This window comes from Bacillus sp. AFS031507, from assembly GCF_002584635.1.
Lineage (GTDB): Bacteria > Bacillota > Bacilli > Bacillales > Cytobacillaceae > Neobacillus.
In genome coordinates this window covers 176455-203165 of record NZ_NUOW01000025.1, presented here as the reverse complement: position 1 = coordinate 203165, position 26711 = coordinate 176455, and the positions used below count along the sequence as shown (strand labels likewise).

Genomic DNA, 26711 nt, shown 5'->3' with positions numbered 1-26711 from the left:
TAAAACACCAAGTTTGTCACTGAACCCTTTGTATTCTATTTTGAATGCCATAAGTGAACGGTTTTGGCTGGGCTTTACTGAAGTTAACTAATGCATCAAGGTCAACGGGTCCGACTTCTTTGTTTTTAGCTTGAGTAAATACAGTAAATCCATCTCCGCCTCCAGAAAGAAAAATATTCGCTGTCACAGAATAGGATTTATTAGGATCCATTTCCGTGCCATCTGGAAGCTTGGTGCTCACTACCCTTTGCCCTGCTGGTTTATTTGGATCCCAAGTATAGCTTAAGCCAGAAATCTGCAGCATGTTCGTTTTTGTTGCCCCCCACTGCTGGTTGAGCAATTCACGGATTTGCTGTCCCGTCATCGACATTTTGACAAGATCATTATTAAAGGGCTGAACTGTGTAAATTTCTCCCCAAGTGATATCGCCAGGGTCAATATCGGCTCGAATACCGCCAGGATTCATAAAGGCTAATTCGGTATTCAACGCTTTCCTTTGTGCATCCGCAATGAAATCGCCAAGCACTGACTCACCATTTTCATTTTGCTTTGCCGTCAGACTTTCAGATGAAGAGCCAACAACTCGATTAACAATCGGTTCTATTTTTGATTCATAGCCTTCTATCATTTTCTTTATTTCCGGATCGGGCTCGATTCCTTCTTGAAAGGTAGTTACAATCTCAGCTCTTTTTGAGACAATATCCTTTGTTTTAGGATCTATCTCAAGATCAACATCAGAGAAAGCAGTTCCATAGGAATAGGATTGAACAACTAGTTTATTGTCAATCGTTGCGTTCATATAGGCATGATTATGGCCGCCGAAGATGATATCCACTTCATCGTCGACCCGGTTTGCGATATCGACAAGTTGCCCTTTTGGATTTTCTCCGTTTGGACCTGATGTACCAGGGTTATGTGCTAAAACGACAATCGATTTTACCCCTTGTTTTTTCAAATCCGCTACATTCTGATTAATTGCTTCTACTTCATCGGTGAATTTTAATCCTGCCACACCGCTAGGCAAAACAAGCTTTGGAGTCTCAGTAGTTACCACACCGATAAAACCAATGGGCATCCCATTTACTTTGATCACTTGATAAGGAGGCAGAATCGTTTTTCCTGTTTTCTCATTGACCACATTGGCAACAATCCATGGGAAGTTTGAACCTGCAAAATTGCCTGTTTTCGGATGTGTTCCCCCTTTTATGAGGCGCATCAGTTCCGTTAAGCCTTCATCAAATTCATGATTACCAACTGTACCAATATCAAAACCCAATTTATTCAAGATCTCGATAGTTGGTTCATCTTGTAAAAGGGCCGACACAGGGGGGCTGGCTCCCACCATGTCTCCATCTTGCACCAATAGAGTATTTTTATTTTCAGCCTCACGCTGTTTTAAATAGGCTGCTAAATAATCCACTCGACCAACCGGTTTCCCATTTACTTTCCGAGTCACATTTAATTGGCCATGCAAGTCATTAATCCCTAATAGTTGGACCTGAATGAAACGAATATTTGCGGCCGGTGGCTTTCCCTTTTTGGGATTGACCGTTTCTGGACGGTTGGATTTATGTCCATGATATGCTTTAGATAACCCTTGATTCTTTCCATTCGAAGGATTCTGTCTGCTAACCTCTACAACTTGAGGCCTATTAACAGTTTGAAATTGATGATCCATATCCCTTAGGGCATGAGCAGAAGCACTTTGATTTTCCGTTATCGCCACCAGTGCTAGGATCGATAAGGAAAGAAGCGCTTTTTGAAACAATTTCATACTATTCCTCCTACAATTTTCTAAAAGAACCAAAGGTATTTTTCGCATTGTAGGTTTGGAATATACAGAAAAGGCACCAAAGGAGCTTGGTGCCTGACACTATTAATGTTTGGCGATCAGACTTTGGTAGGCTGCTGATGTTCTTACTTCAATGGTCAAGGTTCCCTTTTTATAGATGGATTTGATAATAAATGGAGCACCAGTGTTGTTCTGAAATTGAAAGTCCGGTCCACCATAAGATACGGTTGCATCTCTGCCAGCAGGTACATACCCAACCGACAAGGAATGGTGATGTTTTTCAATATAACTAACACCTACCTGATCCACTGCATTGAACAGGGTTGATGACGTCTGGCAAATTCCTCCGCCGATACCGTCGACTAGTTGCTTATTTACAATTTCCTTCGCCTTTTGATATCCATGGGCGGCATCACTTGGACCAACAGTGGTATTAAATGAGAAAATATCTCCCGCTCCGACAATGATATTATTAATGGCCTCGGCCGACAGCTGAATATTCTTTGAACGGCCTACAACTCCGCTATTAAATCTCGTTGTAAAGCTTGCCACGACAACTTCCCCTAACTGGTCAACATCCTCAGGCTTATAACCGCTCTCGGTCACATATAAAGGTAGTTCAATAACTCCACCCGTTGCCGATGCTGTTATGACCTTTTCAACTAACTCTGATTCCTCTAAGATAATTCTAGGTTTGCCTTTAATGATTTGACCATTGGGGCCAATCTTATCAAGAACCATTCGTTGGTCATATCCTTTGGTACTTTCCGTCCCTCTTGCTAAATCCTTTGCCCATTTTTCAAGTTCCTTTTTGTAGGTTTCATTATCGGTTCCAAAACCCATTTCCACTGGTAAAAAGGTTTCCAAAATAGCATTTGTATTCGGATCAATGACACTCACCGTAATTGGTTTTGGTTTTTCTTCTTTCTGTGGTGGTTCTGGTGTTTTATTGGGCTTTTGTTGTCCTGGTTCAGTTACTTTTTCTTCAACTGTCTTTTCTGTATTCGTTTTTTCTGTACATCCGGCAATAATTAATAAGCTACAAATTAATAAAATTGATACTAGCCACGAGCTCTTTGTCATTTCCCCCAACCTCTTATCCTTTATTTTCATGCAGTAAATGCTGACCTCCAAACGAAGTCCATACATTCTTGGATTTTATTCCCGTTTGCATGTCAATATGACTTATAAGTATTGATTAATATGCAAAAAAGCCCCTTAGGTGTAAGGAGCTTAATCAGTGAAGATATATAATTTTTTTAAGCTGTAAATTATCTTACGCTGCTTTTCATCATTGGTTGAACCACTAATGGTTCCGAATATGTGCGTTCATTTTTCTTATAGGCGTGCCAATATGCGAGTGCGATAAAGACAGATCCGCCAACCGCATTGCCTATAAAGACAGGGATAAAATTTTCAATATATCCTAGCCAAGTAAAATGGCCGGCAAATATCGCTGCAGGAATCACAAACATATTCGCTACAACGTGTTGGAATCCGATTGCGACAAATGCCATCGTTGGAAACCAAATACCTGCAATTTTTCCGACCATATCGTTTGCTCCATAACAAAGCCACACTGCCGCTGCCACCAGCCAATTACAGCCAATCCCCGAAACGAAGGCTTGGAGAAAGGTTGCTTCTAATTTATGGTCAGCAATACTAATCGTTCTTTCCAAGAAGGGGCCTGATTCGGTAAGTCCAACCAGATGCCCAAAAAAGTATGCTACAAAAATGGCCCCGATAAAGTTACTGACCGTAACAAGAAACCAATTATAAACAACCTGTCTAGTGCTAATCTTATTCGCCATTCGAGCTAGAGACACAGCCATCATATTTCCTGTTAATAGCTCACCACCTGCAAGCAAGGTGAGGATAAGGCCGATTGGGAAGACAGTCGCACCAATCAAACTGCTTAACCCCTCTAAATTTCCTGTTAAAGTTGCTGTGACACGGATGAAAAGTAAATAACCTAAAGCAATGAAGGCACCTGCTTCAAAACCTAATATCAGGGTCTGTAAAGGATGGTATTTTGATTTTTTTACTCCATTTTCAACGGTAATTTCCATGATTGTTTCGGGTTTACTATATCCCATATGATATACTCCTTTTTAAATGAACCATTTAGTATGTGAAATGTTTAACATACTTCTATTTTATAACAAATTCTTTTAAAATCCTGTGAATATTTCTTTAACTATTTTAGAGCGCTTACATTTACCTTTGTAATCTTGCTTTTATATTCAAAATATCTTACTTCCCTTTCCTAATAAAGGTATACTGATTCTGAGGTGACATGGTGGAGTGTAAAAACACCACAGGAGTTACGGACGGAGACGAATGGTCTAACAGAAGAAAGATGGCAGTCAATTATCAATAATGTTCCTTCATATGATGATAAACCAGTATGTTAGTCGGTATCCCTAACCCAGCCCATTTTGCTACACTTTTAAAAAAAATAACCAGCCATACTTCATCAGAGTATCGTCAAATGATCCGAAAGGAATAAAGAATGGAGGTTTATACAATGGAAAAGAAAATTTATTGGAGTTTGTTTATATATGGTCCATGGAAAATGTATCTCGCAGCAACGGTAGATGGACTTTGTTATGTAGGTTCCGATCATAAGGACTTAGAAGAACTGGTGACTTGGGTCCAAAAAAAACTCCCGCATCACCTTTTGGAACGTGATGATAGTAAATTACAACCTTTTGTAGACGAATTCACCGAATATTTTCAAGGAAAGCGCACGTCTTTTACCTTTCCAATCGATTTTCACGGGACTCCCTTTCAACAATCTGTTTGGAACGTATTAAATGAAATTCCCTATGGATGCACACATACTTACTCAGAAATCGCGGAACTCCTGCAGAAACCTAAATCGGTACGTGCCGTTGCCGCTGCAATTGGAGCAAACCCGATATTAATTACTGTTCCTTGTCATCGTGTGATTGGTAAGAACGGGAAGTTAACTGGTTTTCGCGGCGGTTTAGATATGAAGGAAAAACTGTTAGATTTGGAAAAAGAACCCTCCAGTTTGAAAGGTGTAATCATACATGCTAAATAAACCAAAAAGGCAGAGAGAAAGTCTCTGCCCTTTTTATTTTATATATTTACTTGAAACATAACCTGTTGCTTTACCAAATTTGATTTTTTTCCATGAACCTTTTGTTGAGACAATGGTTACTGATTGATTTTTCTTTAAAGTACTAATTACCTTGCTTTTGGTTGATGTTGTTGCACGTACATTAAGACGTGATACAGTTACTTTTCCCATTTTTGGTTTGACAACTTTTTTTACAACGAAAGTAGTTGTCACGCTCGAACGGTTTTTACTTGTGTCTGTCGCTGCCATCACTACAGAGTATTTCCCATTTCCAAGGGAGGCAGTGCTGTATCCTAGGTTGATTGTACCTGCTTTTGTTATAACGTCCTTTTTCAAGTAGCTAAGGGTTTTACCAGTACTATTTTTTATATAGACGGTTACATATAGAAATAAAAAAACTCACCAAATTAGGTGAGAAAAAATTAGCGTGTGAAATTAATAATTAATCCATTTAGCTCCTATTTTAGTGGAAATTTGATACCATCCATCTCCACGGTCAGCCAAAACCTTTACTTTTTGTGGAGTAATCTGCCCGTATGTCTTAGACGATATGGATGGTTTGCTATACAATTTTTCTTGTTTTTTTACTTGTAGATATTTCAATGGTTTTGGATTAATATACACCCATTTAGCTCCTAAGGAGGTATGAATCATGTACCATCCCTTCCCGCTATTCTTCATAACCTTTGCAGTTTGCGGTGTAAGCGCACCGCTATTTTTCAATAAAAGACTTGGCTGGTCATATAAATTAACATCGTATGTAATCTTTATATTTGATAAGATCGGCATAAAAGGAAGTATAAAGAGATTTTTATTTCCACTTTTTATCCATCCAAAACCTTTTCCATATTTAATTTTGTACCAATCACCAGACTTTGCAGAAATTTCAACTCTATCCTTTAAAATGACCTTACCTATTTTAGGTGAATCATTATATGGGAAGTTTCTCACATCGAGACTAGGATTGATAGTTATCATACCATTTACTAAATATATAGTTTGTACAGCTGGAGGTACCACGTCATTGACTTTCGGCGGACTGGCATTAATCAATTCATGATGAACGCCATCCCTGCTAGTACTAATAAATTTAAGGCCAACTTGCTTTGCTAGCTTTAAAAGTGAAGAATTTACATAGTGTAATCCATTTAAAGGCTTTCCTTTATTGTCAAAAACAATGGCATCAAATGCTATCCCCTTCGTATGAGGCGCTTTGGCAGTGGGCTTAGCAACTAAAGGCCCCAACCCATGTTTGGTCTTTTCAGACCTTTTACATGTTGACGCAACGCCAGTAACAATTTCATAAAAGTGATTTTGATATTGATATGGTCGATAGGCGGAATTGTATTGAATCTTCCAGCCTTTTGCTTTTAGGAGTTTTTCATAATTAATTTTCGCTTTTAGTAGATTTGGGTGAATATTTTCCCATATGACCATTTCCCCCTTCTCCATTCTTAATGCGACTGGATCAGTTAATGGTGTTACCCCCTTACATGTACTTGCTTGCACCTTTTCTCCTGGAAAAATCAATGGGAAAAATAATCCTAACACAATGATATAAAAAGTAATTTTAGCAATAAACCTCATTTTTCCTCCTCGTATGTGATTTTCTGATAAAATATAACTCTATAATTATATCAAAAATTACAAAATAATCTATAATTTTACAAGGGAAAGATATCCATTCGTGTTTTGTCGTATTTTATGAAAAAACTTAGTTTTATCAGTAACATAATCTATTAAAAAACGACAAACGCTAATTGAACACTGAGTTCGTGAGAAATAAGTTTTCCGACAAATATCTACATATCTCGAGTTGAATCAGCAAACACATTCAAAATATGTTATAATAGAAATAACCTACTGATTTTTCAGTGAGTAACACTAAGGGGAGTAGCTCCTAATCGACTCAAATAGCCATAAGTTTCTTAAAAACTGACTCATTGGAAAATCAACTTAATGACTCGGAAACAGAATTTAAAATATAGAAAGGGTGTTTATATGGAAAATTTTATTGAAACGGTTTATTTCTTAGAAAATCCTGAAAAGAATATTATTAAATTTGCAACTGGCACCCAGCTGCGCTATGAGGACGTAATAAAAGAGGTTTTTGGCGTAGCCTGTATCAATGATTTGCATATGATGATCCAATATAACAAGAGTTTTCAGACCAGCATTTGTAACAGTCATGGCATTAGTGAAAAGAAGATAACTCTTGATAAAATCCTTCGTGTCGCTTCAAAACTGGACATGCTTCGTCTAAAAAAAGAATTGATGGACCAAAAGAATAACATCCTTTATGAAACACCTGCAGATGGTGATTTAGCCATTACTTGCCCTTTTGATGCCACCATAAAACTTCAAGAAGGTATTTTCCAATGGGATGACAGCAATTTTTCATATAATGCAGTGAAAACTGGTGCCTAATACCTTTGTTGTTACTAAAATAACTAACAAAGGCTAGGTGCCTTTTTTTTGTTCCGGGAGATTTGGTCCTAAAAAAATCCGATGTTCTAAGGCAACTGCATATCAAAAATAAGTGGTTCCATTGTTTACGCACTTTTTTAGCAGAATTTAAACCCATACAAAAACCCCCCATCTGCTTAAAATGGGAGGTTGAAGGATTGCAGTTAGTTATCATTGGAATTTAGGTCATTAACGACGCTTTTTCTTATCCGCCTTAGTCATTCTTCCTAATAGAAATGCCCCTGCTGCTACACCAATCACTGTGTTCGTTTTTTTATTAAAAACTTGTTTAGCGACAAGATTTAAGTTTTGTGGTCTTTCAGCTAGCCTTCTCATAAAATACCCATACCAGTCATTGCCGAAAGGAACATAGGTACAAAAATTGTATCCTTCACTGGCAAGTTGCAGCTGCATATCTTTCCTAAACCCATAAAGCATTTGAAATTCGAATTTCTCATTCGGAATATCGTGCTTCTTAACAAATTCTTTCACATGATTAATAATTCGATGATCATGTGTGGCAATCGAAGTGAATTTGCCATTTAATAGATGCCATTCGGTAATCTTGATAAAGTTTGCATCAATATCCTTCTTATCTTGATAGGCAATTTCTGCTGACTCTTTATAGGCACCTTTAACAAGACGAATCCGGAAATTTTTATATCTTTCAAGGTATTCTTGTGCGTTGTGGAAATAGGACTGAATGACTGTACCTACATTAGTATACTCCAACGACAGTTCGTCCAATAAATCAAATGTTGGTTGTAAGTGTTTGAAGTCCTCCATATCAACATTTACAAAAATATCATATCGATGTGCTTTATCAACGATTTCTCTTAAATTATTTAAACAAAATTCATAATCTATATCTAAACCTATTTGAGTCGGTTTTAAGGAGATATGTGCATTCACTTTATTCTCATGGATCGCGTCGATTACGTTAAGTATTTGTTCTTTTGCCTCAGTGGCCTCTTCTTCTTTAAAAACGAATTCACCTAAGTTATCGACAGTACATGAAATTCCATGTGCATTCAGATCCTTAATACTTTGGATCACTTCAGGTATATTTGTACCAGCTACGACAGTTTGTGCACCTAATTTTAAGCCGTATTTTTTAGCTGTACTATTCAGAAATTGATTTTGTGATAAGCCCATAAAAATGTCTTTCAACATAGCGATTACCCCTTGCTGTTGTTTTTACCATCATTATAGCATACGCTTTCAATAAAATTTATTTTGCGAATTTTCCAACATAAATTGCCTGAAACCGCTTAATAATTGGTTTTATTTCAATAGTTTCTTTCGAACAGAATCAAGGTGTAGGAACATGTGATGAAATGCTTCAAACGGATCCCTTTTTACCAATGCCTCGTAAATAGCAATGTGTTCTTTGAGTGTTCGCTCACGCTCACGATATATAATTTCGCTATCGATTTTTTTAAAAGTGATAATTAATGAATCGATCATACCTTCGACAATTGGATTATCTGCACTTAAGGCAATGGTTTGATGAAATTCCTTATCCGCTTCGACATAGTTATTGTCTTTGCTGTTGGCGATAATATCTATCGTCTCTTTTAATTTCGTAAGCTGTTCCTCATTGATTTTCTCTGCCGCAATCGTAACTAATCCTAGTTCTAATGCCATCCGTGCCTCGATGATTGCTGGCAAATTATCATGGGCCAGAGCTAACATGACTGAAAATGGATGACTGCCAATTTTATTGTTAAAAAAAGTTCCTTCACGGGTTTTACGTGTTATTACACCAAGTGTATCGAGTGAACTTAAAGCCTCACGTAACACTGGCCGGCTGACATCTAGAACTTCCATTAGTTCCATTTCAGTCGGCAATTTATCACCTGGTTTCAATTGTCCACTAATTAATAAGTTAATAATACTTTCAACAACCTGCTTCGATAAGGTATTTCGATTAACGGATTCTACAATTATTTTTTTCGGAGAACCAACCATCATTTCGCCCCTTGAATTTTTTGTCTTTATTTGTAAGACTAATAATATTATACCTATATTATGCAACAATTTATATGAAAAATAGCTGTCGAAAACTCGACAGCTACTTTTTTTGGATAAATATTATATTTTTAATACCCGGCAAATATTTTCTGCTGCGAAAGCAAGATTAGCTTCACCTGATTCTAGTGCTTCATTTAAAGAAGTAACACCCATTAAAATTCCAATAATTGCAGTGAATCCATGATCAAATAATGGCTCGACACCCGTTCCAATTCTACCTGCAAATGCAATGACTGGAATAGAATATTTCTGTGCGATGGTAGCAACTCCAAACGGTGTCTTCCCAAATAAAGTTTGGCCATCAATACTGCCCTCGCCAGTAAAAACATAGTCTGCACCCTTAACTCTTTCCTCAAGTCCAGTATACTCGATTACAAGTTCGACGCCCTTTTTTAAATGAGCATTTAGAAATGCCATTAACCCTCCACCTAGACCACCAGCGGCTCCTGCACCTTCCGTATACGCGATATCCTTTCCGAGGTCTTGCTTAATTAAGTCAGCGTATAGAGCTAAATTTTGATCAAGAAGTTGGACTATTTCAGGTGTTGCACCCTTTTGCGGGCCAAAGATTGCGGATGCACCGTTTTCTCCAATTAGTGGATTCGTGACATCACAGGCTACATCAATTTTGATTTGGTTAATTCGGTCATCTAATCCACTCAAATCAATGGAATGTAATTGACCCAACGCACCGCCGCCAAAGACAAGTTCTTCACCGTTCTTATCCTTAAATGAAACTCCAAGAGCTTGAAGCATTCCAACGCCGCCGTCATTGGTTGCACTTCCACCAATTCCTATAAGGATACGGGTTACACCCTTGTCTAGGGCAGATTTAATTAACTGACCGGTACCGTAGGTTGTTGTGATTAATGGATTGCGATCCTGTGATTGGATTAATTCTAATCCACTCGCTGTAGCCATTTCAATAACAGCAGTTTGCCCTTCCCCCAAAAGACCAAATTCCGCAAATCTTTTCTCTCCTAAAGGTCCTAGAACTTCAGTTTTGATAATTTCTCCATTAGTCATACTAACAAGAGACTCAACTGTTCCTTCCCCACCGTCCGCCATTGGCACGATTACGCATTCCGCATCAGGGAAAACCTTTAGGATTCCTTTCTCCATAGCAAGGGCAGCATTTTTCGCTGTCATACTTTCCTTAAATGAATCAGGCGCTAACACAAACTTCATAGTAATCTGTCCTTTACATTTAAAGTAGAAAAAATTAATAAATAATTACTCAACCGTTCTATGACAAAGTATGAGTTTATTGGATTTTTAATTATATCCCAACCTTGTATTAAGAGTAAAAAATTTAGGGTGACCTTTCAGCCACCCTAATTTTTTTATCGGACTAAACAAGGGCGTTTATTATCGAATCTCCAGTCTGGAATTAAGAATTGCATTCTGACTGCATCATCACGAGAGCCTAGTCCCATGTTGTTATACATTTCATGTGCTTTCATAATTTGATCCATATCCACTTCAACGCCTAGACCTGGTTTGTTAGGACCTGTAATGTCACCGTCAACAATTTGGAATGGCTCCTTTGTTAACCGTTCTGTCCCTTCCTGCCAAATCCAGTGAATATCAATTGCAGTAATCTCGCCAGGATCTGCAGCGGCAACATGTGTAAACATAGCAAATGAGATATCGAAATGATTGTTTGAGTGGGAGCCGCTCGAATTTACTACTCAATTCTTATCAATTCTACCAAAATAGATAAAATTTAAGAATTGTCACACCTGAGTAAAAAACTTTTCTCCAAATCAAGACTGTGAATCAATGTGAGCCTTGTTGGCAGAACAACACCTTTTCAAGTGCAAATTGCACTATCTGCTCTCGAATGGGAAAGCAATGTCATCATAAGTATAGTTAGTACCATCGTGCCGTGAGCACTCCTAACTAGCCTGAGCGTGGCCATTATATCTTGTTTTCTATCCAATAAATAGACTGTCCGTAAACTACTTTGCCCTTATGGGTAAAGTTTTTTAGTTTGTGTTTGTATTTTTGAACATCTAACGAGAAACCCACTTTCTTTCCAATATTCACACTGGCATTACTGTCTCTCATCATTTCTGTTCCACAAATCATACAATCGAAACGACGAATAGACGGGTCTTTTTTCTCTTGGTGGCCACAAACGCAACAGTCTTTTGTGGTATTTCGTTCGTTCGCTAGAAGATAGTACTTTCCTAGTTTTGCCGCTACCCATTCTACAATTGTACGGAACTCACCCATTTTTTCTTGGTTTAACATGCTTCTTTTCATTTGATCAAAAGGAGCCGTTCCATTTGTAGGTGTATAATCACCCACAATAACTAGGTCGAATCTTCGATATAATTCATGCGCTGTCGTATACAATGCCGTCTTTATTTGTTCTCGACGTTTATGATACGCCTTATTTAACGCATGGTTTAATCGGTTCCAACGAGGGCTGTGTACCGTATAGGAATTTCCATGTTTAGTTTTTCTGTTACGATATTTCTTTTCACAAACATCTCGGAGAGATTTTATTTCATCAATCTTTTTGTCCCAATATTTGATCATTTGAAGTTTTTTGAACTCAATGGAGTTCCCTTGATCATCCACTCCAACAAAGAAATTCTTATGATTCGGGTCCAGTCTACGCATAAGATCATGATCACGGGTTAATTGAATTACAGTGGATATCATATCTGGATTCTCATCGACAATATCCTTATAAAGTCCTTCCTCCTCCGCCTCTGCATGTTTCAAAGTTCGTGATTCCCAATGTTCAATTGCTACTTCTATCACCTGAAATGCTTTTTCCTTTTCACCATCTTCCAGACATTTCTGGAATAAATCTCTTAACTCTACTGCCTCATTAAGTGCTGCTTCGTGGATCGACGAATGTGCATCTGGTTTTCTTAAACTTGGTCCTGACAAAGTCACTTCACTCCTTTATTGTCGAATGATATTATTTAACTAAAAATGGAAATCATTATAATCTTTTCCATATAACACATCAAGAAACTTTAGAAATTGAGGGTTATATAAAAAAAGATGTCAGGCACTTGATGAAAGAATTGATATTATACCCATCTATTTGTTATAATGAGGTGGTTGTAACATTATTGAGGAGGAACATTTTTTTATGTCAATCGAGGTAGGTACTAAGGTACAAGGTAAAGTAACAGGCATCACTAGTTTTGGGGCATTCGTAGAATTGCCTGGTGGCACAACAGGGTTAGTCCATATCAGTGAGGTAGCGGACAGCTATGTTAAAGACGTTAATGACCATCTTAAAGTTGGCGACCTAATTGAAGTAAAAGTAATTAGTGAGAAGGACGGAAAGACTGCCTTGTCCATCAAAAAAGCTATAGATAAGCCCGAAGGACAAACCTCGTCTTATTCCCAACGTCCACCACGTCAGGGAAGAGTAGATAGCCGTTCTAAAGATTTCCGTTCAAAAGGCGGCAGCACTTTTAAACCTAAAGAAAATTTTGAAGACAAAATGGCTAAATTTTTAAAGGCTAGTGAAGAGAACTTATCCACCTTAAAACGCAGCACTGAAACAAAAAGGGGCGGCAGAGGCGGAAGACGCGGATAACTGTATCGTTTTTAATACAACATTATATAGCGAAAGGCAAACATGCATTTAGACATGTTTGCCTTTTTTATTTGCACATAAAAATTCCATTTGAATTAAACGACAAAAGAGACAGGGATTTTCATTCCCTGTCTCTTTTGATTAATTGTGAAAATTGGTACCGTCAGTTGTAGCTTCGATCACACCGGCTCGAATCACAAAATCACCAAAATGCTCGCCTTCTTCCCGTTCTTTCGCATAGCGAGGAAGCAACACTTGCAGTTCGTTTAAAATATCTTCTTCTCCTATGTTCTCACGGTACATTTTACTTAGACGGCTGCCGTCATGGGCGGCACCAAGATACATATTGTATTTGCCAGGCGCTTTCCCAATAAAGCCAATTTCCCCAAGAGCATGACGGGCACAGCCATTCGGACAACCGGTCATTCGAATAGTAATCTCTTTTTCGCTCAGACCATTTTCTTCGACAATGGTTTCGATTTTACTGATTAAAGATGGTAAATACCGCTCTGCTTCCGCCATCGCCAAACCACAGGTTGGAAGTGCAACGCAAACCATTGAACTGCGACGCAGCGCAGAAGCATGTTTGCCATCAGTTAAACCATATTGTTCAATCAAATCATTAATTTTTTTCTTATTCTGCGTGGACACATTGGCTATAATTACGTTTTGATTTCCTGTTAAGTGGAAATCACCGGTATGAATTTTGGCGATTTCACGCAATCCTGTCTTCAACTTGTAATCATCAAAGTCTGCGACACGGCCGCCTTCAATAAACAGTGTTAAATGCCATTGACCTTTTACGCCCTTTACCCAGCCATAACGGTCACCGTTATGGTCAAAATGGTAAGGCTTTGCTTCATCTAATGTCCAGCCAAGACGATGTTCCAATTCAGCCTTAACGGTTTCAAGGCCAAGTCTGTCTACAGTGTACTTGAAACGAGCGTTTTTGCGGACAGAACGGTTACCGTAGTCCCGTTGAATCGTAATCGTTTTTTCAGCTATTTCATACAATTGATCTGGTTTACAGAAGCCAATGACTTTAGCAAGCTGCGGATAGGTTGCTTTGTCTCCGTGCGACATCCCCATCCCGCCGCCAATCGCTACGTTGAAACCGATAAGCTTTTCATCTTCTACAATCGCAATAAAGCCTAGATCCTGTGAAAAGATGTCAATATCATTTCCAGGCGGCACGGCAATTCCGATTTTGAACTTCCTCGGTAAGTAAAGCGGACCGTACATTGGTTCGACTTCGTCGATTTCCGGAGTCCCGGCTACTTTTTCTTCATCCAGCCAAATTTCATGATACGCTCTTGTCCGAGGTAATAAATCATTGCTTAATTTTTTTGACCATTCATAAACTTCGGCATGAAGTTCAGATTGGTATGGATTTGATGAACACATGACGTTTCGGTTTACGTCGCCGCAAGCAGCAATCGTATCCATCAGCGCGTTATGGATTCCCTGAATGGTGCTTTTCATGTTCCATTTTAAAATCCCATGCATTTGGAATGTTTCACGAGTAGTCAGCTTTAATGTGCCATTGCCATATTTATCCGCAAGCTCATCCATAACAAGCCATTGATCCGGTGAGGCAACCCCGCCCGGGAGGCGAACACGCAGCATAAATTGGTATGCTGGTTCAAGTTTCTGCTTTTGACGCTCATTCCTGAGATCCCGGTCATCCTGCAAGTAACTACCGTGATGTTTCATCAGACGGTTATCATCATCCGGTATACCTGCGCTAATCCGATCGAGCATTACTTCTTTAAGAGTTCCGCGCAAATAATTACTTCTTTCTTTAATACCTTCTACATCACTTGGCGGGCCATCTGGCGCTTTTAAAATTTGATTTACCATGTTGAAACTCCTTTCCAATCCAAATCAGTATACATCACGCTGATAACGTTTTTGCTGCTGCATCTCGGCTAAATATTCTTCAGCTTTTTCACGGTTCAAGCCGCCTTCTTTTTCAATAATCTCAATTAACGTTTTATGAACATCATGTGCCATGTGTTTTTCGTCACCGCAGATATAGAGGTGAGCACCTTCTTGAAGCCACTTAAATACCTCTTGACTTTGTTCCAACATGCGGTGCTGCACATATACTTTTTGATCCGTGTCTCGAGAAAATGCAACATCCATTTTTGTAAGTATGCCGTTTTCCAGCCACTTTTGCCATTCTGTTTGATAAAGAAAATCCGTTACGAAATGCTGGTCTCCAAAGAACATCCATGATTTACCTGTTGCTCCGGTTTCTTCCCGTTCTTGCATAAAGGAACGAAACGGTGCTGCACCTGTCCCCGGACCTACCATGATGATTGGGGCATCCGCGTTCTTTGGCAGCTTAAAGTTTTCGTTTTGTTGAATATATACTGGCACTGTTTCACCTGGCTGCAGACGTTCCGCTGCTAGAATGGAACAAACGCCTTTTCGTTCACGTCCATGTGCCTCATAGCGGACCGCACCGATCGTCAAATGGACTTCATCAGGATTTGCCGATAAACTGCTCGCGATTGAATAAAGACGGGACGGCATCTTTCGAAGGATTGAGACAAACTCTTGAGCTGAGCCAATCCATGGTGTAAAATCACGGACCAAATCAAGCAAATCACGTCCATCAAGGTACGTTTTTAATTTATCTTCATTCCCCGCTGATAGAAGTTCCTTTATTTTCTCATTGGCAGAAAGCGATGCTGCCTTCTCAAAAAGCGGTTTGGTTAAGGTCGTTATTTCAAAGTGTGAGAGGAGCGCGTCGTTAAGTGAAAGCACCTCACCCTTTTTATTGACTGTCACCTTCTGTTCCGGATCCCAGTTCATTTCGTCTAGCAGTAATTTAACAAGGGCGGGATCATTTTCCGGATAAATACCAAGACTATCCCCTGGTTCAAAGGTAAGTCCAGAACCTTCGAGTGATAACTCGAGGTGACGTGTTTCTTTATTCGAGCCGCGGCCGTTCAAATTTATATTTTCAAGGACTTCTGCTTTAAACGGATTGGTTCTTGAATACGTTGATTCAACTAGTTGTGATGCTAATTCTTTTTCAGGTATTGGACTTACGCCAACGGCTTCATTTAGGCTGATAAGGACACCTGCCAGCCATTCAGCTGCAGGCTCATCATAATCAAGGTCACAGTCAAAGCGAGGATATAGCCTTGTTCCTCCAAGTTCCCCCAGCCGAGCATCAAAGTCTTTTCCCGTTTGACAGAAAAACTCATACGAGCTGTCTCCAAGCGCCAATACGGCGAAGCGGAGATTATCAAGCTTCGGAGCCCGCTTTCCTATTAGAAATTCGTGAAATGACAGCGCGTTGTCAGGGGGCGTACCTTCTCCATGAGTACTTGTGACAATCAGCAGGTTTTGGATCTTCTTTAAATTGTTTGGTTTAAAATCGCTCATTGACTGAATCGTTACTTGAAAGCCTTCTCCCTCAAGCTTTTTGCCCGCCTTCTTAGCAAGGCCCTGAGCGTTACCTGTTTGTGAACCAAAAAGGATGGTCACATCTTTTGAAATAGTTTGGGCGGTGTTCCCTGCAGGACCATCTGCCACCTGAATATTTCCTGAACCCGGAATCGAAGCAAATTGGGCTGCTGCCAAAAAACCGCTCAGCCAGACTTTTTGTGATTCTGTCAAGGTAGGCAGAATGCGGTTGAGGAGCTCTGCCTGCTCCTGATTAAAAGGACTGTTCAATACTTGAAGTTGCACCAAAATCCACCTCACAAAGGATTATTAACTTACAGTGATCATTTATTTATCATGACTAGTTTCAACAATCTTACAATACATACTTTTCAGTCAAAAAATGATTAATATAATAATAGTTTTACTATTCCTATAAGTCAAGTCGGTTTTAACGATTTAAACGATTAAAATCAGATTATTTCATATTTTTATTAAAATATTTTATTGAATATTGCCATATTTATAACAATGGCGCAAGGTAGGAGTCCACCGGGACATTTTCCAATTTAGGGTGTTGTCCTGTGCACACTACTCATTGCGCCGGATGCAGGAACTGCTATCGATTCCTTTTGTTTCGGTTACGCAAAAACGTCGGAATGTCGAGCGAGTCCTCTGATTCCTGCCCATATTGATCGTTAAAATGAAATGGGTCTTCATGTCTCACTTGCTCACGTCGGGTTGGGGCTTGTATTTGTGATTTTGATTGTGGTTCCTTATGTGAAAGGGTAGACGGTTTGCTTCGTACCGGTTTATCATCGAAACCAGTAGCAATGACCGTGATCATAATTTCATTTTTAAAATTTTCATTGATAATTGAACCAAAAATCATATTTAGTTCCTTATCTGCTGCAGAAGCAACAAGGTCGGCTGCTTCTTGCACCTCATAAAGACTTAAATCTTTACCTCCTGTGATGTTCATGAGTATCCCTTGGGCACCGTCAATCGACGTTTCTAATAATGGACTAGAAATAGCTTTTTTTGCTGCTTCAACCGCGCGGTCATCCCCTTTTGCAACCCCTATGCCCATTAAGGCTGTCCCTTGATTACTCATTATCGTTTTAACGTCTGCAAAATCCAGATTAATTAATCCTGGGACAGCAATTAAATCGGAAATACCTTGAACCCCCTGGCGAAGTACATTATCTGCCTCCCGGAACGCTTCAATCATCGGTGTTCTTTTGTCAACAATTTGCAATAATCGATCGTTAGGAACAATAATTAAGGTGTCAACCGCTTCCCTCATTAATTCAATACCGTTTGCTGCATTTTGCGCACGTTTACGTCCCTCAAATCCAAACGGACGAGTAACGACACCGATAGTCAATGCACCAATTTCGCGTGAAATTTCAGCAATCGCTGGAGCAGCACCGGTTCCCGTACCACCACCCATTCCGGCGGTAACGAACACCATGTCTGCTCCTTTTAATACATCTTCCAACTGCCTTCTGCTTTCTTCAACTGCTTTCCTGCCTACTTCTGGATTAGCACCTGCTCCTAAACCTCTTGTCAATTGTGCACCAATTTGCATTTTTATCTCAGCTTTTGATAGGTTAAGAGCTTGTGCATCAGTATTCACTGCAATAAATTCTACCCCTTGAACTCCACCTTCAATCATACGATTGACAGCATTATTCCCTCCGCCGCCAACACCAATTACTTTAATTCTTGCAACTTGATCTATATTCATGTCAAAATCCCACATATTCTTCCTCCTCATCATGCGTTTAGTTAATTGCCTCACTATTCAAAAAAATAATCGTAGACTTATGATCTAATTGAAGATTTTAATGATCTAGTAGTAGAGATTGTTGAATGATTAACTTTACAACTAATCTTTTTTTGAGTATGTATAATTTTTGCTTATTGATATTTTACCAAAATAATGGAGGATTTAATATAGAAAGGTGACACTTGAATTAGATTATTTTGTAGAATAATGTAGAAATATTTAACATAAATGCAAAATTTATAAAACGTGCAGATAAAGTAGTTCTTTTGATATACAACCAACGATATATAAAGAGAAACCCGGTAATAGGATAGCAATATCAAATATATATTAGTTTGCTAGCACTATGATACAACGCGCTATCATGTTAGACATAAAAACAGCACACCTTTGTTAGGTGTGCTTGAGAGTCTAGTATGTACATTTATAGCGCTGGAGCTTCCATCCCCATTTGACTCCATTCGTTTCTTGATGGGCCATACACTCCAGGGACATTTAATCCAGCTTGGCGCATTAAGACTGTCATTTGACCGCGGTGATGAATGATGTGTTTGATTAAAAGAGAAAGTGTTACTGCTTTTTGCATATCCATCCCGAACACATTTTTCATTTCTTTTAAGGATTCATCTGTCCACTGCTGCTTCACAGCGTCCATTGTGTCTGCACTAACCTTTCGAAAGGTCTCAGCGATTTCCTTGGCAGTGGATGGGACTGTATTGGAGTTTTCTACATTTTCAACCTTTACACCGAACTCGTTTAGCATTTCAGGTGTACTTGTTACAACATGCCAGGCAATTCTTCCTAATGTACGGTCCTCAGGTGATACCGCTTGTTGAAGAGATTCATCTGTCAACACATCCAAAACCTTTTGCGTAGAGGCTGCTTCTTGATTCCAATCCTCAATAAATTCAGTTATAGAAGTATACATTAATCATTCCTCCATCTTTAAATAGTTTACAGTAAAAGTATATCATCGTTGGTATATATAGCAAAATTTCCCACGATGAAATTTTTTTCTAATAGAATTCCTTAATACTCCTCTACAGTAGATATATTAGGTAAATTTCTATATTTTTGGGCATAGTCAATCCCATAACCAACAATGAATTCATCTGGGATCACAAAGCCAACATAATCCACGGGCAAATCAACTTTCCTTCTTTCAGGCTTATCTAAAAGAGTACAAATTCTAATTTGTTTCGGCTTATGTGTGTTTAAATGACCGCGCAAGAAATGCAATGTCAGGCCACTGTCAATAATATCCTCAACTACAACCACATTCTGATTGGTAATATTCGCATCAAGGTCCTTTAATAACCTTACTTTCCCCGTTGACTCGGTCTCGTCACCATAGCTAGAAACAGAGATGAAATCAATTTTTATTTCCCCCTTCATCTCACGAATCAAATCTGCTGCAAAAACAAACGACCCTTTCAGGACAACAATAAGGACAATTGCTTCATTATTAAAATCACTTTCAATTTCCTCTGCTAATTGTTTCACTCTGTCTTTAATCTCTGTCTCGGAAATCATCACATCTTTAATTCTGTACCCCACAAAATACACCCTCTTCTTAAAAAATAAAATGCCAATACGAAAAACCAATTAATTTGATTTTTCGTATTGGCAATGATTATTATACCCCTTTATAGGCTTGGCGGTAAATTTCAGCCAATTCTGTTACTAATGGAAGCTTAGGGTTTGCAGTGGTACATTGGTCTTCGAAGGCCCGGTCTGCTAAATAGTCAACCTTGCTTTCAAACTCGATTTTATTTATATTATTTGCTTCAAGGCTCATTGGAACCTCAAGTTCCTTCGCCAATTTAATAATAGCTTTAACGAGGCTCTCCACACCTTCCTCAGTAGTACTAGCAGGTAAACCTAGTATTCTAGCAATTTCAGCATATCGTTTGTCAGCTTTGAAATGATCATACTTTGGAAAGGCTGTGAATTTCTTAGGTTTAGCTGCATTATAGCGAATCACATGCGGCATAAGCACAGCATTTGCCCGTCCGTGTGCGATATGGAATTCCGCTCCCAGCTTATGTGCAAGACTATGATTAATGCCTAAAAATGCATTTGCAAAGGCCATGCCGGCAATGGTTGAAGCATTATGGACCTTTTCGCGCGCTTCTTCATCCATACCGTTTTTGTAAGCTCTTGGCAGGTATTCAAATACGAGCTGGATTGCTTTTATTGCAAGGCCATCCGTAAAATCATTGGCCATACAGGATACAAATGCTTCAATCGCATGTGTCAACACGTCCAATCCTGTATCAGCAGTTATATGTTTAGGCACCGTCATCACAAACTGCGGATCGATAATGGCTACGTCTGGAGTCAATTCATAATCAGCAAGCGGATATTTAATATTTGCCTCTTTATCAGTAATAACCGAGAATGATGTTACTTCCGAGCCTGTTCCAGAAGTGGTAGGAATGGCTACAAATTGTGCCCTTTGGCCAAGATTCGGATATTTAACAATTCGTTTTCGAATATCTAAGAACTTTTGTTTCAAGCCAAAGAATTCTGTATCTGGATGTTCATAGAACAGCCACATTCCTTTGGCCGCATCCATTGCAGAGCCACCGCCAAGCGCAATGATAACATCTGGCTGGAAGTTAGCCATCATTTCTGCACCTTTCATCACTGTTTCAATCGATGGGTCTGGTTCAACCTCTGAGAAAATTTCGCAGTGAACATAATCTTGACGCTTTCTTAAATAGTAAAGGACTTTATCCACATATCCTAATTTCACCATTCCAGGGTCGGTGACAATAAATGCTTTCGAAATTTTCGGCATTTTGGCAAGATATTGAGTTGAATTTTTCTCGAAATAAATTTTAGATGGAACTTTAAACCATTGCATATTAATATTCCTTTTCGCCACTTTTTTAATATTAATTAAGTGAATAGTACCCACATTTGTAGAGACAGAATTCCCACCATACGTTCCACATCCGAGGGTTAAGGACGGCATGTAGGCATTGTAGATATCACCGATCGCACCTTGTGAAGATGGGGCGTTGACAATAATACGTCCCGCTCTCATCCGCAGTCCAAACTTCTTAATCACTGTTTGATCATTGGTATGAATAACAGCTGAATGACCTAGCCCGCCGAACTCCAGCATTTCTTCGGCCCGTTTTAATCCTTCCTCAAGACCACTTACCTTGTAACAAGCAAGCACTGGGCTCAATTTTTCCCTTGAAAGTGGGTATCCTGTTCCGACACCTTTTAATTCTGCGATAAGGATCTTTGTATCATCAGGAACCTTTACTCCTGCTAACTGTGCAATCTTTGAAGCAGCCATCCCAACAATTACTGGATTAACAGCACAGGATTGCTCATTAATAACTAATTTTTCAACCTTCGCTTTTTCTTCTTCATTTAAAAAATAACAGTTATTTGCTATCATTTCTTGTTTTACAACTTCGTATATTTCTTTATCAATAATGACTGCTTGTTCGGAAGCGCAAATCATTCCATTATCAAACGTTTTTGATAAAATTAAGTCATTAACTGCCTGATGAAGATTGGCTGTTTTTTCAATATAACAAGGGACATTTCCTGGCCCAACTCCGAGTGCTGGCTTACCTGAACTGTAAGCAGATTTAACCATCCCCGCACCGCCAGTGGCAAGAATTAATGATATTTTTGAATGGTTCATTAAGGCTTGTGTTGCTTCAAGCGACGGTGTTTCAATCCATTGAATGCAATTTTCTGGCGCACCCGCCTTGATTGCTGCATCTCTAAGCACCCTAGCCGCTTCGCTGCTGCATTTCTGTGCCGATGGATGAAAGGCAAAAATAATTGGATTTCTGGTTTTAATTGAAATGAGTGCTTTAAACATAGTGGTCGATGTTGGATTGGTTACAGGTGTAACTCCAGCAATCACCCCGACCGGCTCCGCAATTTCAATCATTCCTTCATGTTCATTTTCGTTAATAATACCAACGGTTTTATCATATTTGATATTATGATAGACATATTCAGTAGCAAACATGTTTTTGATGATTTTATCTTCGTACACGCCTCTTCCTGTTTCTTCAACGGCTAGCTTTGCAAGTGGCATATGCTGATCAAGACCGGCCAAAGCCATTTCTTTGACAATATTATTAATCATGTCTTGGTCGAAGCTGCGGAATTCATTCAATGCTTTTAGACCGTTTTCCACCAAAAAGTTAACCATTTGTGTTACGGTTTGTTTTTCATTAACTGCCTTTTCTACTACTGCCATCGTAATACCTCCATTTGATTAAGTGTTTGTGAAGTTTTTCACAAGTACTTTTAAAAAATAATACACAATCAAGCTGATATTTTCTCTGGATGTCATGTATCGTTATATTTGTGAAAAGTTTCACATTTTTGATTAAAAATAATAACACTCTACTTGATTTTTACTCACAAACTGGATTGCGTGGAATCTTTTCAAATAAAATGTCAGTTAGAACCTTCGAATACTTTTTAACAATAACCACATAATTTACGGTCCAGATATAGGCGGGGATTTCTTCATTTTCTTTAAAATACATTGCCTCAAATTCATCCCCAACTGCTTCTTCAAATACTTCTAGGGTATAAGTTTCAGAATCTGTAGAGAAGGTTTTCCATTCACATACCATCATGTCTTATCACTCCTTGTTTGTTTATGGATTTATCATAACATGTATTTTGAATAACGATTTGTGAAGTGTTGAACAAAGTGTGAATTGTGATTAATTCTACCAAAAATAGTACTATATCCTTATATATCAATAGTTATGAATGATAATATTGGCATATATTTGGTGAAATACTCTATCTATTGAAAACGATTACATTTATTTTGATATATCAGAATAATGTCTGATAATCAAAGTTATCAATTGTATATGTACGGTTATTGAAAACTAACAGTTAGTGACTGTAACATTATTTAAAAGAGGGTAACGGTCTATTAGTGAGCCCTAATTCTTACCATAACCCCCTGTGAAATCAGGTTAAGGTCATTAAGGAGCCCTCTTTCTTACCGCACCCCCTTGTGAAATCAGCTTTCAGTCATTAAGGAGCCTACTACAACAATACAATCCCTCTTGGCAGTAACAGATTATCCAATTTGGAGAGTAGATTTTTGCTAATCTTACACTCTATCATAATCTGCTTTCCAATTAGTAATCTGTTTCTTAATTTCATCTGGGCTTAAATTTTGTGAAGCTGCCTTTTCACTTAGTTCAGGTAACTCAGCATCACTAGCAAACCGAAGAGCTATAATTTGACCAATTGTAAGTCTGGCATCAAGTAATTTTCCTGTCAAAACATAATGTCGAAGATTTTCTTCTGCTCGTATCGCTCGGTCCTGTGCCTTTAAAGGATACTGTCTAATTAATAAAAACATGATGACCAAGATAATAACGATGGCTAAAAAAAGGATGGCAGATAGACTGATTCCGTTTCTAATAATTAACCAAATAGCTACTACCAATGTAAGTAACAATAAGAGCGATAAGATATAATGAAACAATGGGTGAAATCTACGATGATTCTTGTAATTTTGATTCATTGTTTTTCCTCCTATAATGTTTTTGTTTTTACTCCCATTTAAATGTATAACTAGCTATCACAAATGCAGCAATTAGCCAACCACCTAAAATAGCTGTTTCCAAACCCAAACTCGTCCAGCTTGCCCCAACATTCATGATTTCTCGTAATGCCGTGCTTAAATGTGAAATCGGCAGGAGCTTTACGATAGGTTGAAGAAAGTCCGGCATATTTTTTATTGGGAAGAAAACTCCCCCTAAAAATAACATTGGAAATGATAGAACGCCTGCGATCGGTGCAGCACTTTCAGGTGTTTTCGCAATTCCAGCAATGATGAAACCAATTGCCATAAAAGCTAGTGTTCCAAGAACAATAAAACATATCAAGGTAAACCAAGAACCGCGAACTTCTACACCAAATAAGAGATGGGCAACTAGTAATACTATCAGCGCTTGCATTCCATTCATCACCAACCGTGCTGTAATTTGTGCTGCTATGAAAGTTGAGGCTTTGAGTGTAGTCCCCTGCATCCTACGTAAAATCCCACGTTCTCTCCATGCTGCTATCTGACCAGCTACTCCATTCATGTTGTTACTCATAATCATCATCGCAACTATTCCTGGTACCAAAAAATCAATATATTTTAAATTAAGAGCTTTGATGCCGTGAGATTCCATTACAACGACAGGCTCATAGGAAACTCTTTGTTTACTGATCTCATCTATTACTCCATTAACTAGAGCTACTCCTACCTGTGAAACAGCAAAATTCGTATCATTAAAATAAACCGGGATGTTGAAGGGCTTTGCTTGTGATCCACTATTTTTCAAGCTAGATTCATAGCCCTTTGGAATGATTACGACAAGTTGTAAATCACCATTTTTCAAACTGGTTTGTGCTGAATCTTCATCTTTTCTTATCTCTAAATGAATAGCTTCATTTTTTTTAAGAGCTTTTATAAACTCACTTGAAAACGCTGTGTGATCTTCATCAATCAGCCCAATTGACAGGGATAGTCCATTTCCTTTACCTAAAAATAAACCTAGCATGGTCATGAGGAGGATAGGGAAGATCAAAGTCCACATCAGCACCTGTCGATTCCGTAGAAAAATGCGCAGTTGTGCGAGAGTTAACTGCCAGTAAGCTTTCATGCTTCTCTTAATCTCCTTCCCGTCATGTGAATAAATACATCTTCTAGTGTCGCTGTCCTTGTTTGCAGATCAACTATTTGCAGATTATTATCAGCAGCAAATTGGATTAAGCTTGTCAATGTGTTCTGTAAATGATCCGTATAAAGAACATGAATATCTGTTTGATTTCCAACTTTCTTAACACCGTCAATACTAGAGAAATCAATGAAGTCTACTTGTTCTATGACTCTAAACTCTAATGCACTATCTGACTGGAGACTTTTCACTAATTGAGAAGGGGCATCCAAAGCAATCAGTTCCCCTTGGTCCATGATGGCAATCCGATCGCATAGATTGTGTGCTTCATCCATGTAATGAGTGGTTAACACGATTGTTTTACCTTTATTTTTCAATTGAAGAACAATATCCCACAATGTTCGTCTAGCTTGAGGATCTAAACCCGTGGTCGGTTCATCCAAGAAAATAACGTGTGGATCGTGAACCAACGCTAGAGCAATCGCTAAACGCTGTTTTTGACCACCTGAAAGACCTTTTATTCGGCTTTTGCTTTTCTCAGTAAGCAACACATCTTCTATAAGTTGAGAAATAGAAATATGTGATGGATAAAAGCTTGCGTACATTTTCAGAATTTCCTCAACTGTCAGCAATTCAAAAAGCGAAGTTGATTGTAACTGTACCCCGATGATTTCCTTTACCTTCGAAAGCTCACGTAAGATATCGTGTGAACCAATTATGGCCGTTCCTTCATCTGGTTTACGCAGGCCTACCAGCATTTCAAGCGTAGTCGTTTTCCCTGCGCCATTAGGACCCAAAAGACCGAATATCTCACCCTTTCGTACTTGAAAATGGACACCACTCACTGCTTTAAATGATCCATAGTTCTTTACAAGTCCTTTTACATCAATTATTGTATCATGAGAAAATTTCATGTAGGTGCTTCCTCCTCTCAATTAGAATTGAATAGGAAGCGTCAGACCTCCCTGTTTACCCAATTTATTGCTAAAATACTTTCCTCCACAGGAAAACCTTACCATTACAAATGTGTTACGTCTACAAAATAAAAGAATGGCTTAAATAACTAGTAACAAGAATTACAATAATCCCTTTTCTTTCTTATATTTCATTCCCTTAATTTTTTCTAATAGTCTGTTATGTACTTTTGATAAGATGAGTAACGCGAGGATAGAACCAATAAAGTTTAACAACATATCCCACTGCGCGTCCCAAATATCTCCTTGTGCTCCTAAAAACTCAGTGGAAGTCTTTCTGTTCTTTGTTAATTTAGTCGATATCCATTCGATAATTTCATACATAGCTCCAATTGCAAGTGAAAAACTTAATATCACAGAAATTAACCAAGGACCTTTTTTAGTCACTCTTTTTCGGATTAATATTTCTCTTATTACAATTGCAAACAACCCTTTTAAGAAATGCCCAAAGCGGTCATAGTGGTTTCGGTTTAATTCAAAATAATCTTTTATCCAAGTAAAAAGTGGAACCTTTGCGTAAGTATAATGACCACCAATGAAGGTAAGAATCGAAAGAATGGCAATTATGATATAAGATAGCGAAGTAAGACGAAACTTATTATAGGTAATAAGTACAATCATACATATCACAATGGCAGGAAGTACTTCCATCGCCCATATTAAATATCCTGCTGGCTTATAGATTGACCAAATAAAAACGGCAATTACAAACAAGATAAGTAGTAAATGAAAGTAAACACTTTTGTCTCTTATCACTTAACTCACTCCTAATGATATTACAGTTGTAAAGTTAAAAACTAACTAACTTGCTCTCCGGTACAAAGTTAAAAGATAACTGTTATAGGTTGTCCATCCTTTCTTTTATTAAACAACATAGCTTTTTAAATTTCT

At 38.4% G+C, this 26711-nt stretch carries 23 protein-coding genes and 1 pseudogene; 3 read left to right on the top strand and 21 right to left on the bottom strand.

What is annotated here, in order from left to right; translation table 11 throughout:
* Nucleotides 1-16 precede the first annotated feature (16 nt).
* From COE25_RS22325 to COE25_RS22315, 3 genes are all read right to left on the bottom strand, one after another.
* Entirely contained in the window at nt 17-1774 is a 1758-nt protein-coding gene (locus COE25_RS22325) for a bifunctional metallophosphatase/5'-nucleotidase (RefSeq protein ID WP_257208925.1), read from the bottom strand.
* Nucleotides 1775-1876: 102 nt separating this feature from the next.
* Entirely contained in the window at nt 1877-2875 is a 999-nt protein-coding gene (locus COE25_RS22320) for a VanW family protein (RefSeq protein WP_098934301.1), read from the bottom strand.
* Between the two features lie 188 nt (nt 2876-3063).
* Complete coding sequence (locus tag COE25_RS22315) at nt 3064-3888, bottom strand: formate/nitrite transporter family protein (protein WP_098934180.1); 825 nt, start codon at nt 3886-3888, stop codon at nt 3064-3066.
* Between the two features lie 431 nt (nt 3889-4319).
* Between COE25_RS22315 and COE25_RS22310 the strand changes: the two genes are divergently transcribed.
* Complete coding sequence (locus COE25_RS22310; RefSeq protein ID WP_257208924.1) at nt 4320-4859, top strand: methylated-DNA--[protein]-cysteine S-methyltransferase; 540 nt, start codon at nt 4320-4322, stop codon at nt 4857-4859.
* 33 nt (nt 4860-4892) lie between these two features.
* Here the strand turns inward: COE25_RS22310 and COE25_RS22305 are convergent, their stop codons facing one another.
* Together COE25_RS22305 and COE25_RS22300 are read right to left on the bottom strand one after the other, a co-directional pair.
* On the bottom strand, nt 4893-5234 hold the full coding sequence (locus COE25_RS22305; protein WP_088087899.1) for an SH3 domain-containing protein: 342 nt from the start codon (nt 5232-5234) through the stop codon (nt 4893-4895).
* 99 nt (nt 5235-5333) lie between these two features.
* Nucleotides 5334-6485, bottom strand: a complete 1152-nt coding sequence (locus tag COE25_RS22300) for an SH3 domain-containing protein (RefSeq protein WP_098934178.1) — start codon at nt 6483-6485, stop codon at nt 5334-5336.
* A gap of 414 nt (nt 6486-6899) precedes the next feature.
* On the opposite strand from COE25_RS22300, the gene COE25_RS22295 reads away from it, so the two are divergent.
* Nucleotides 6900-7325, top strand: coding sequence for a hypothetical protein (locus COE25_RS22295; protein ID WP_088087901.1), 426 nt, complete (start codon nt 6900-6902; stop codon nt 7323-7325).
* Nucleotides 7326-7553: 228 nt separating this feature from the next.
* Here the strand turns inward: COE25_RS22295 and COE25_RS22290 are convergent, their stop codons facing one another.
* The 5 genes and pseudogenes from COE25_RS22290 to COE25_RS30975 all read right to left on the bottom strand — a co-directional run bounded on the left by COE25_RS22290 (nt 7554) and on the right by COE25_RS30975 (nt 12305).
* The gene (locus COE25_RS22290) at nt 7554-8537 is read right to left on the bottom strand and encodes a proline dehydrogenase family protein (RefSeq protein WP_098934177.1); all 984 of its coding nucleotides are present in this window, start codon (nt 8535-8537) and stop codon (nt 7554-7556) included.
* 111 nt (nt 8538-8648) lie between these two features.
* Complete coding sequence (locus COE25_RS22285; RefSeq protein ID WP_088087903.1) at nt 8649-9335, bottom strand: FadR/GntR family transcriptional regulator; 687 nt, start codon at nt 9333-9335, stop codon at nt 8649-8651.
* A 123-nt stretch (nt 9336-9458) separates the two neighbouring features.
* A complete protein-coding gene (locus tag COE25_RS22280) occupies nt 9459-10586 on the bottom strand; it encodes a glycerate kinase family protein (protein WP_098934176.1) in 1128 nt (375 codons plus the stop codon).
* 155 nt (nt 10587-10741) lie between these two features.
* Nucleotides 10742-11074 (bottom strand): annotated as a pseudogene (locus COE25_RS22275) (enolase C-terminal domain-like protein); the annotation flags it as partial.
* Between the two features lie 244 nt (nt 11075-11318).
* Nucleotides 11319-12305, bottom strand: a complete 987-nt coding sequence (locus COE25_RS30975) for a zinc ribbon domain-containing protein (protein WP_180247569.1) — start codon at nt 12303-12305, stop codon at nt 11319-11321.
* 208 nt (nt 12306-12513) lie between these two features.
* Between COE25_RS30975 and COE25_RS22265 the strand changes: the two genes are divergently transcribed.
* Entirely contained in the window at nt 12514-12969 is a 456-nt protein-coding gene (locus COE25_RS22265; RefSeq protein ID WP_066255074.1) for a S1 domain-containing RNA-binding protein, read from the top strand.
* Between the two features lie 141 nt (nt 12970-13110).
* Here COE25_RS22265 and cysI read toward each other — a convergent pair whose 3' ends face one another.
* From cysI to COE25_RS22210, 11 genes are all read right to left on the bottom strand, one after another.
* Nucleotides 13111-14829, bottom strand: a complete 1719-nt coding sequence (gene cysI / locus COE25_RS22260) for an assimilatory sulfite reductase (NADPH) hemoprotein subunit (RefSeq protein ID WP_098934174.1) — start codon at nt 14827-14829, stop codon at nt 13111-13113.
* 24 nt (nt 14830-14853) lie between these two features.
* On the bottom strand, nt 14854-16674 hold the full coding sequence (locus COE25_RS22255; protein ID WP_098934173.1) for an assimilatory sulfite reductase (NADPH) flavoprotein subunit: 1821 nt from the start codon (nt 16672-16674) through the stop codon (nt 14854-14856).
* Nucleotides 16675-16987: 313 nt separating this feature from the next.
* Nucleotides 16988-18133 carry a cell division protein FtsZ gene (ftsZ, locus tag COE25_RS22250; RefSeq protein ID WP_098934172.1) on the bottom strand — a complete coding sequence of 382 codons (1146 nt, stop codon included), beginning with the start codon at nt 18131-18133 and terminating at the stop codon, nt 16988-16990.
* 451 nt (nt 18134-18584) lie between these two features.
* Complete coding sequence (locus COE25_RS22245; RefSeq protein ID WP_088087916.1) at nt 18585-19088, bottom strand: DinB family protein; 504 nt, start codon at nt 19086-19088, stop codon at nt 18585-18587.
* A 101-nt stretch (nt 19089-19189) separates the two neighbouring features.
* Nucleotides 19190-19717 (bottom strand): hypoxanthine phosphoribosyltransferase, encoded by a 528-nt coding sequence (gene hpt / locus COE25_RS22240; protein WP_088087917.1) that lies wholly within the window; start codon nt 19715-19717, stop codon nt 19190-19192.
* 79 nt (nt 19718-19796) lie between these two features.
* Nucleotides 19797-22400, bottom strand: a complete 2604-nt coding sequence (adhE, locus tag COE25_RS22235) for a bifunctional acetaldehyde-CoA/alcohol dehydrogenase (RefSeq protein WP_098934171.1) — start codon at nt 22398-22400, stop codon at nt 19797-19799.
* Between the two features lie 160 nt (nt 22401-22560).
* The gene (locus COE25_RS22230; RefSeq protein WP_088087919.1) at nt 22561-22788 is read right to left on the bottom strand and encodes a hypothetical protein; all 228 of its coding nucleotides are present in this window, start codon (nt 22786-22788) and stop codon (nt 22561-22563) included.
* 494 nt (nt 22789-23282) lie between these two features.
* The gene (locus COE25_RS22225; RefSeq protein ID WP_098934170.1) at nt 23283-23702 is read right to left on the bottom strand and encodes a DUF6526 family protein; all 420 of its coding nucleotides are present in this window, start codon (nt 23700-23702) and stop codon (nt 23283-23285) included.
* Nucleotides 23703-23730: 28 nt separating this feature from the next.
* The gene (locus COE25_RS22220) at nt 23731-24831 is read right to left on the bottom strand and encodes an ABC transporter permease (RefSeq protein ID WP_098934169.1); all 1101 of its coding nucleotides are present in this window, start codon (nt 24829-24831) and stop codon (nt 23731-23733) included.
* Entirely contained in the window at nt 24828-25760 is a 933-nt protein-coding gene (locus tag COE25_RS22215; RefSeq protein WP_098934168.1) for an ABC transporter ATP-binding protein, read from the bottom strand. Before COE25_RS22215 ends, COE25_RS22220 begins: the two co-directional genes overlap by 4 nt.
* A 162-nt stretch (nt 25761-25922) precedes the next feature.
* Nucleotides 25923-26576, bottom strand: a complete 654-nt coding sequence (locus COE25_RS22210) for a DUF2238 domain-containing protein (RefSeq protein ID WP_088087923.1) — start codon at nt 26574-26576, stop codon at nt 25923-25925.
* Between the last annotated feature and the right edge of the window lie 135 nt (nt 26577-26711).

Bases quoted from the DNA above. Each gene is read 5' to 3' on its own strand.
- COE25_RS22310 (WP_257208924.1), top strand. From the start codon at position 4,320: ATGGAAAAGAAAATTTATTGGAGTTTGTTTATATATGGTCCATGGAAA.
- COE25_RS22245 (WP_088087916.1), bottom strand. From the start codon at position 19,088: ATGTATACTTCTATAACTGAATTTATTGAGGATTGGAATCAAGAAGCA.
- COE25_RS22265 (WP_066255074.1), top strand. From the start codon at position 12,514: ATGTCAATCGAGGTAGGTACTAAGGTACAAGGTAAAGTAACAGGCATC.
- COE25_RS22280 (WP_098934176.1), bottom strand. From the start codon at position 10,586: ATGAAGTTTGTGTTAGCGCCTGATTCATTTAAGGAAAGTATGACAGCG.
- COE25_RS22320 (WP_098934301.1), bottom strand. From the start codon at position 2,875: ATGACAAAGAGCTCGTGGCTAGTATCAATTTTATTAATTTGTAGCTTA.
- ftsZ (WP_098934172.1), bottom strand. From the start codon at position 18,133: ATGTGGGATTTTGACATGAATATAGATCAAGTTGCAAGAATTAAAGTA.
- COE25_RS22325 (WP_257208925.1), bottom strand. From the start codon at position 1,774: ATGAAATTGTTTCAAAAAGCGCTTCTTTCCTTATCGATCCTAGCACTG.
- COE25_RS22230 (WP_088087919.1), bottom strand. From the start codon at position 22,788: ATGATGGTATGTGAATGGAAAACCTTCTCTACAGATTCTGAAACTTAT.
- COE25_RS22215 (WP_098934168.1), bottom strand. From the start codon at position 25,760: ATGAAATTTTCTCATGATACAATAATTGATGTAAAAGGACTTGTAAAG.
- COE25_RS22220 (WP_098934169.1), bottom strand. From the start codon at position 24,831: ATGAAAGCTTACTGGCAGTTAACTCTCGCACAACTGCGCATTTTTCTA.
- COE25_RS22295 (WP_088087901.1), top strand. From the start codon at position 6,900: ATGGAAAATTTTATTGAAACGGTTTATTTCTTAGAAAATCCTGAAAAG.
- COE25_RS22290 (WP_098934177.1), bottom strand. From the start codon at position 8,537: ATGTTGAAAGACATTTTTATGGGCTTATCACAAAATCAATTTCTGAAT.
- COE25_RS22300 (WP_098934178.1), bottom strand. From the start codon at position 6,485: ATGAGGTTTATTGCTAAAATTACTTTTTATATCATTGTGTTAGGATTA.
- COE25_RS22225 (WP_098934170.1), bottom strand. From the start codon at position 23,702: ATGAATCAAAATTACAAGAATCATCGTAGATTTCACCCATTGTTTCAT.
- COE25_RS22315 (WP_098934180.1), bottom strand. From the start codon at position 3,888: ATGGGATATAGTAAACCCGAAACAATCATGGAAATTACCGTTGAAAAT.
- COE25_RS22285 (WP_088087903.1), bottom strand. From the start codon at position 9,335: ATGGTTGGTTCTCCGAAAAAAATAATTGTAGAATCCGTTAATCGAAAT.
- adhE (WP_098934171.1), bottom strand. From the start codon at position 22,400: ATGGCAGTAGTAGAAAAGGCAGTTAATGAAAAACAAACCGTAACACAA.
- cysI (WP_098934174.1), bottom strand. From the start codon at position 14,829: ATGGTAAATCAAATTTTAAAAGCGCCAGATGGCCCGCCAAGTGATGTA.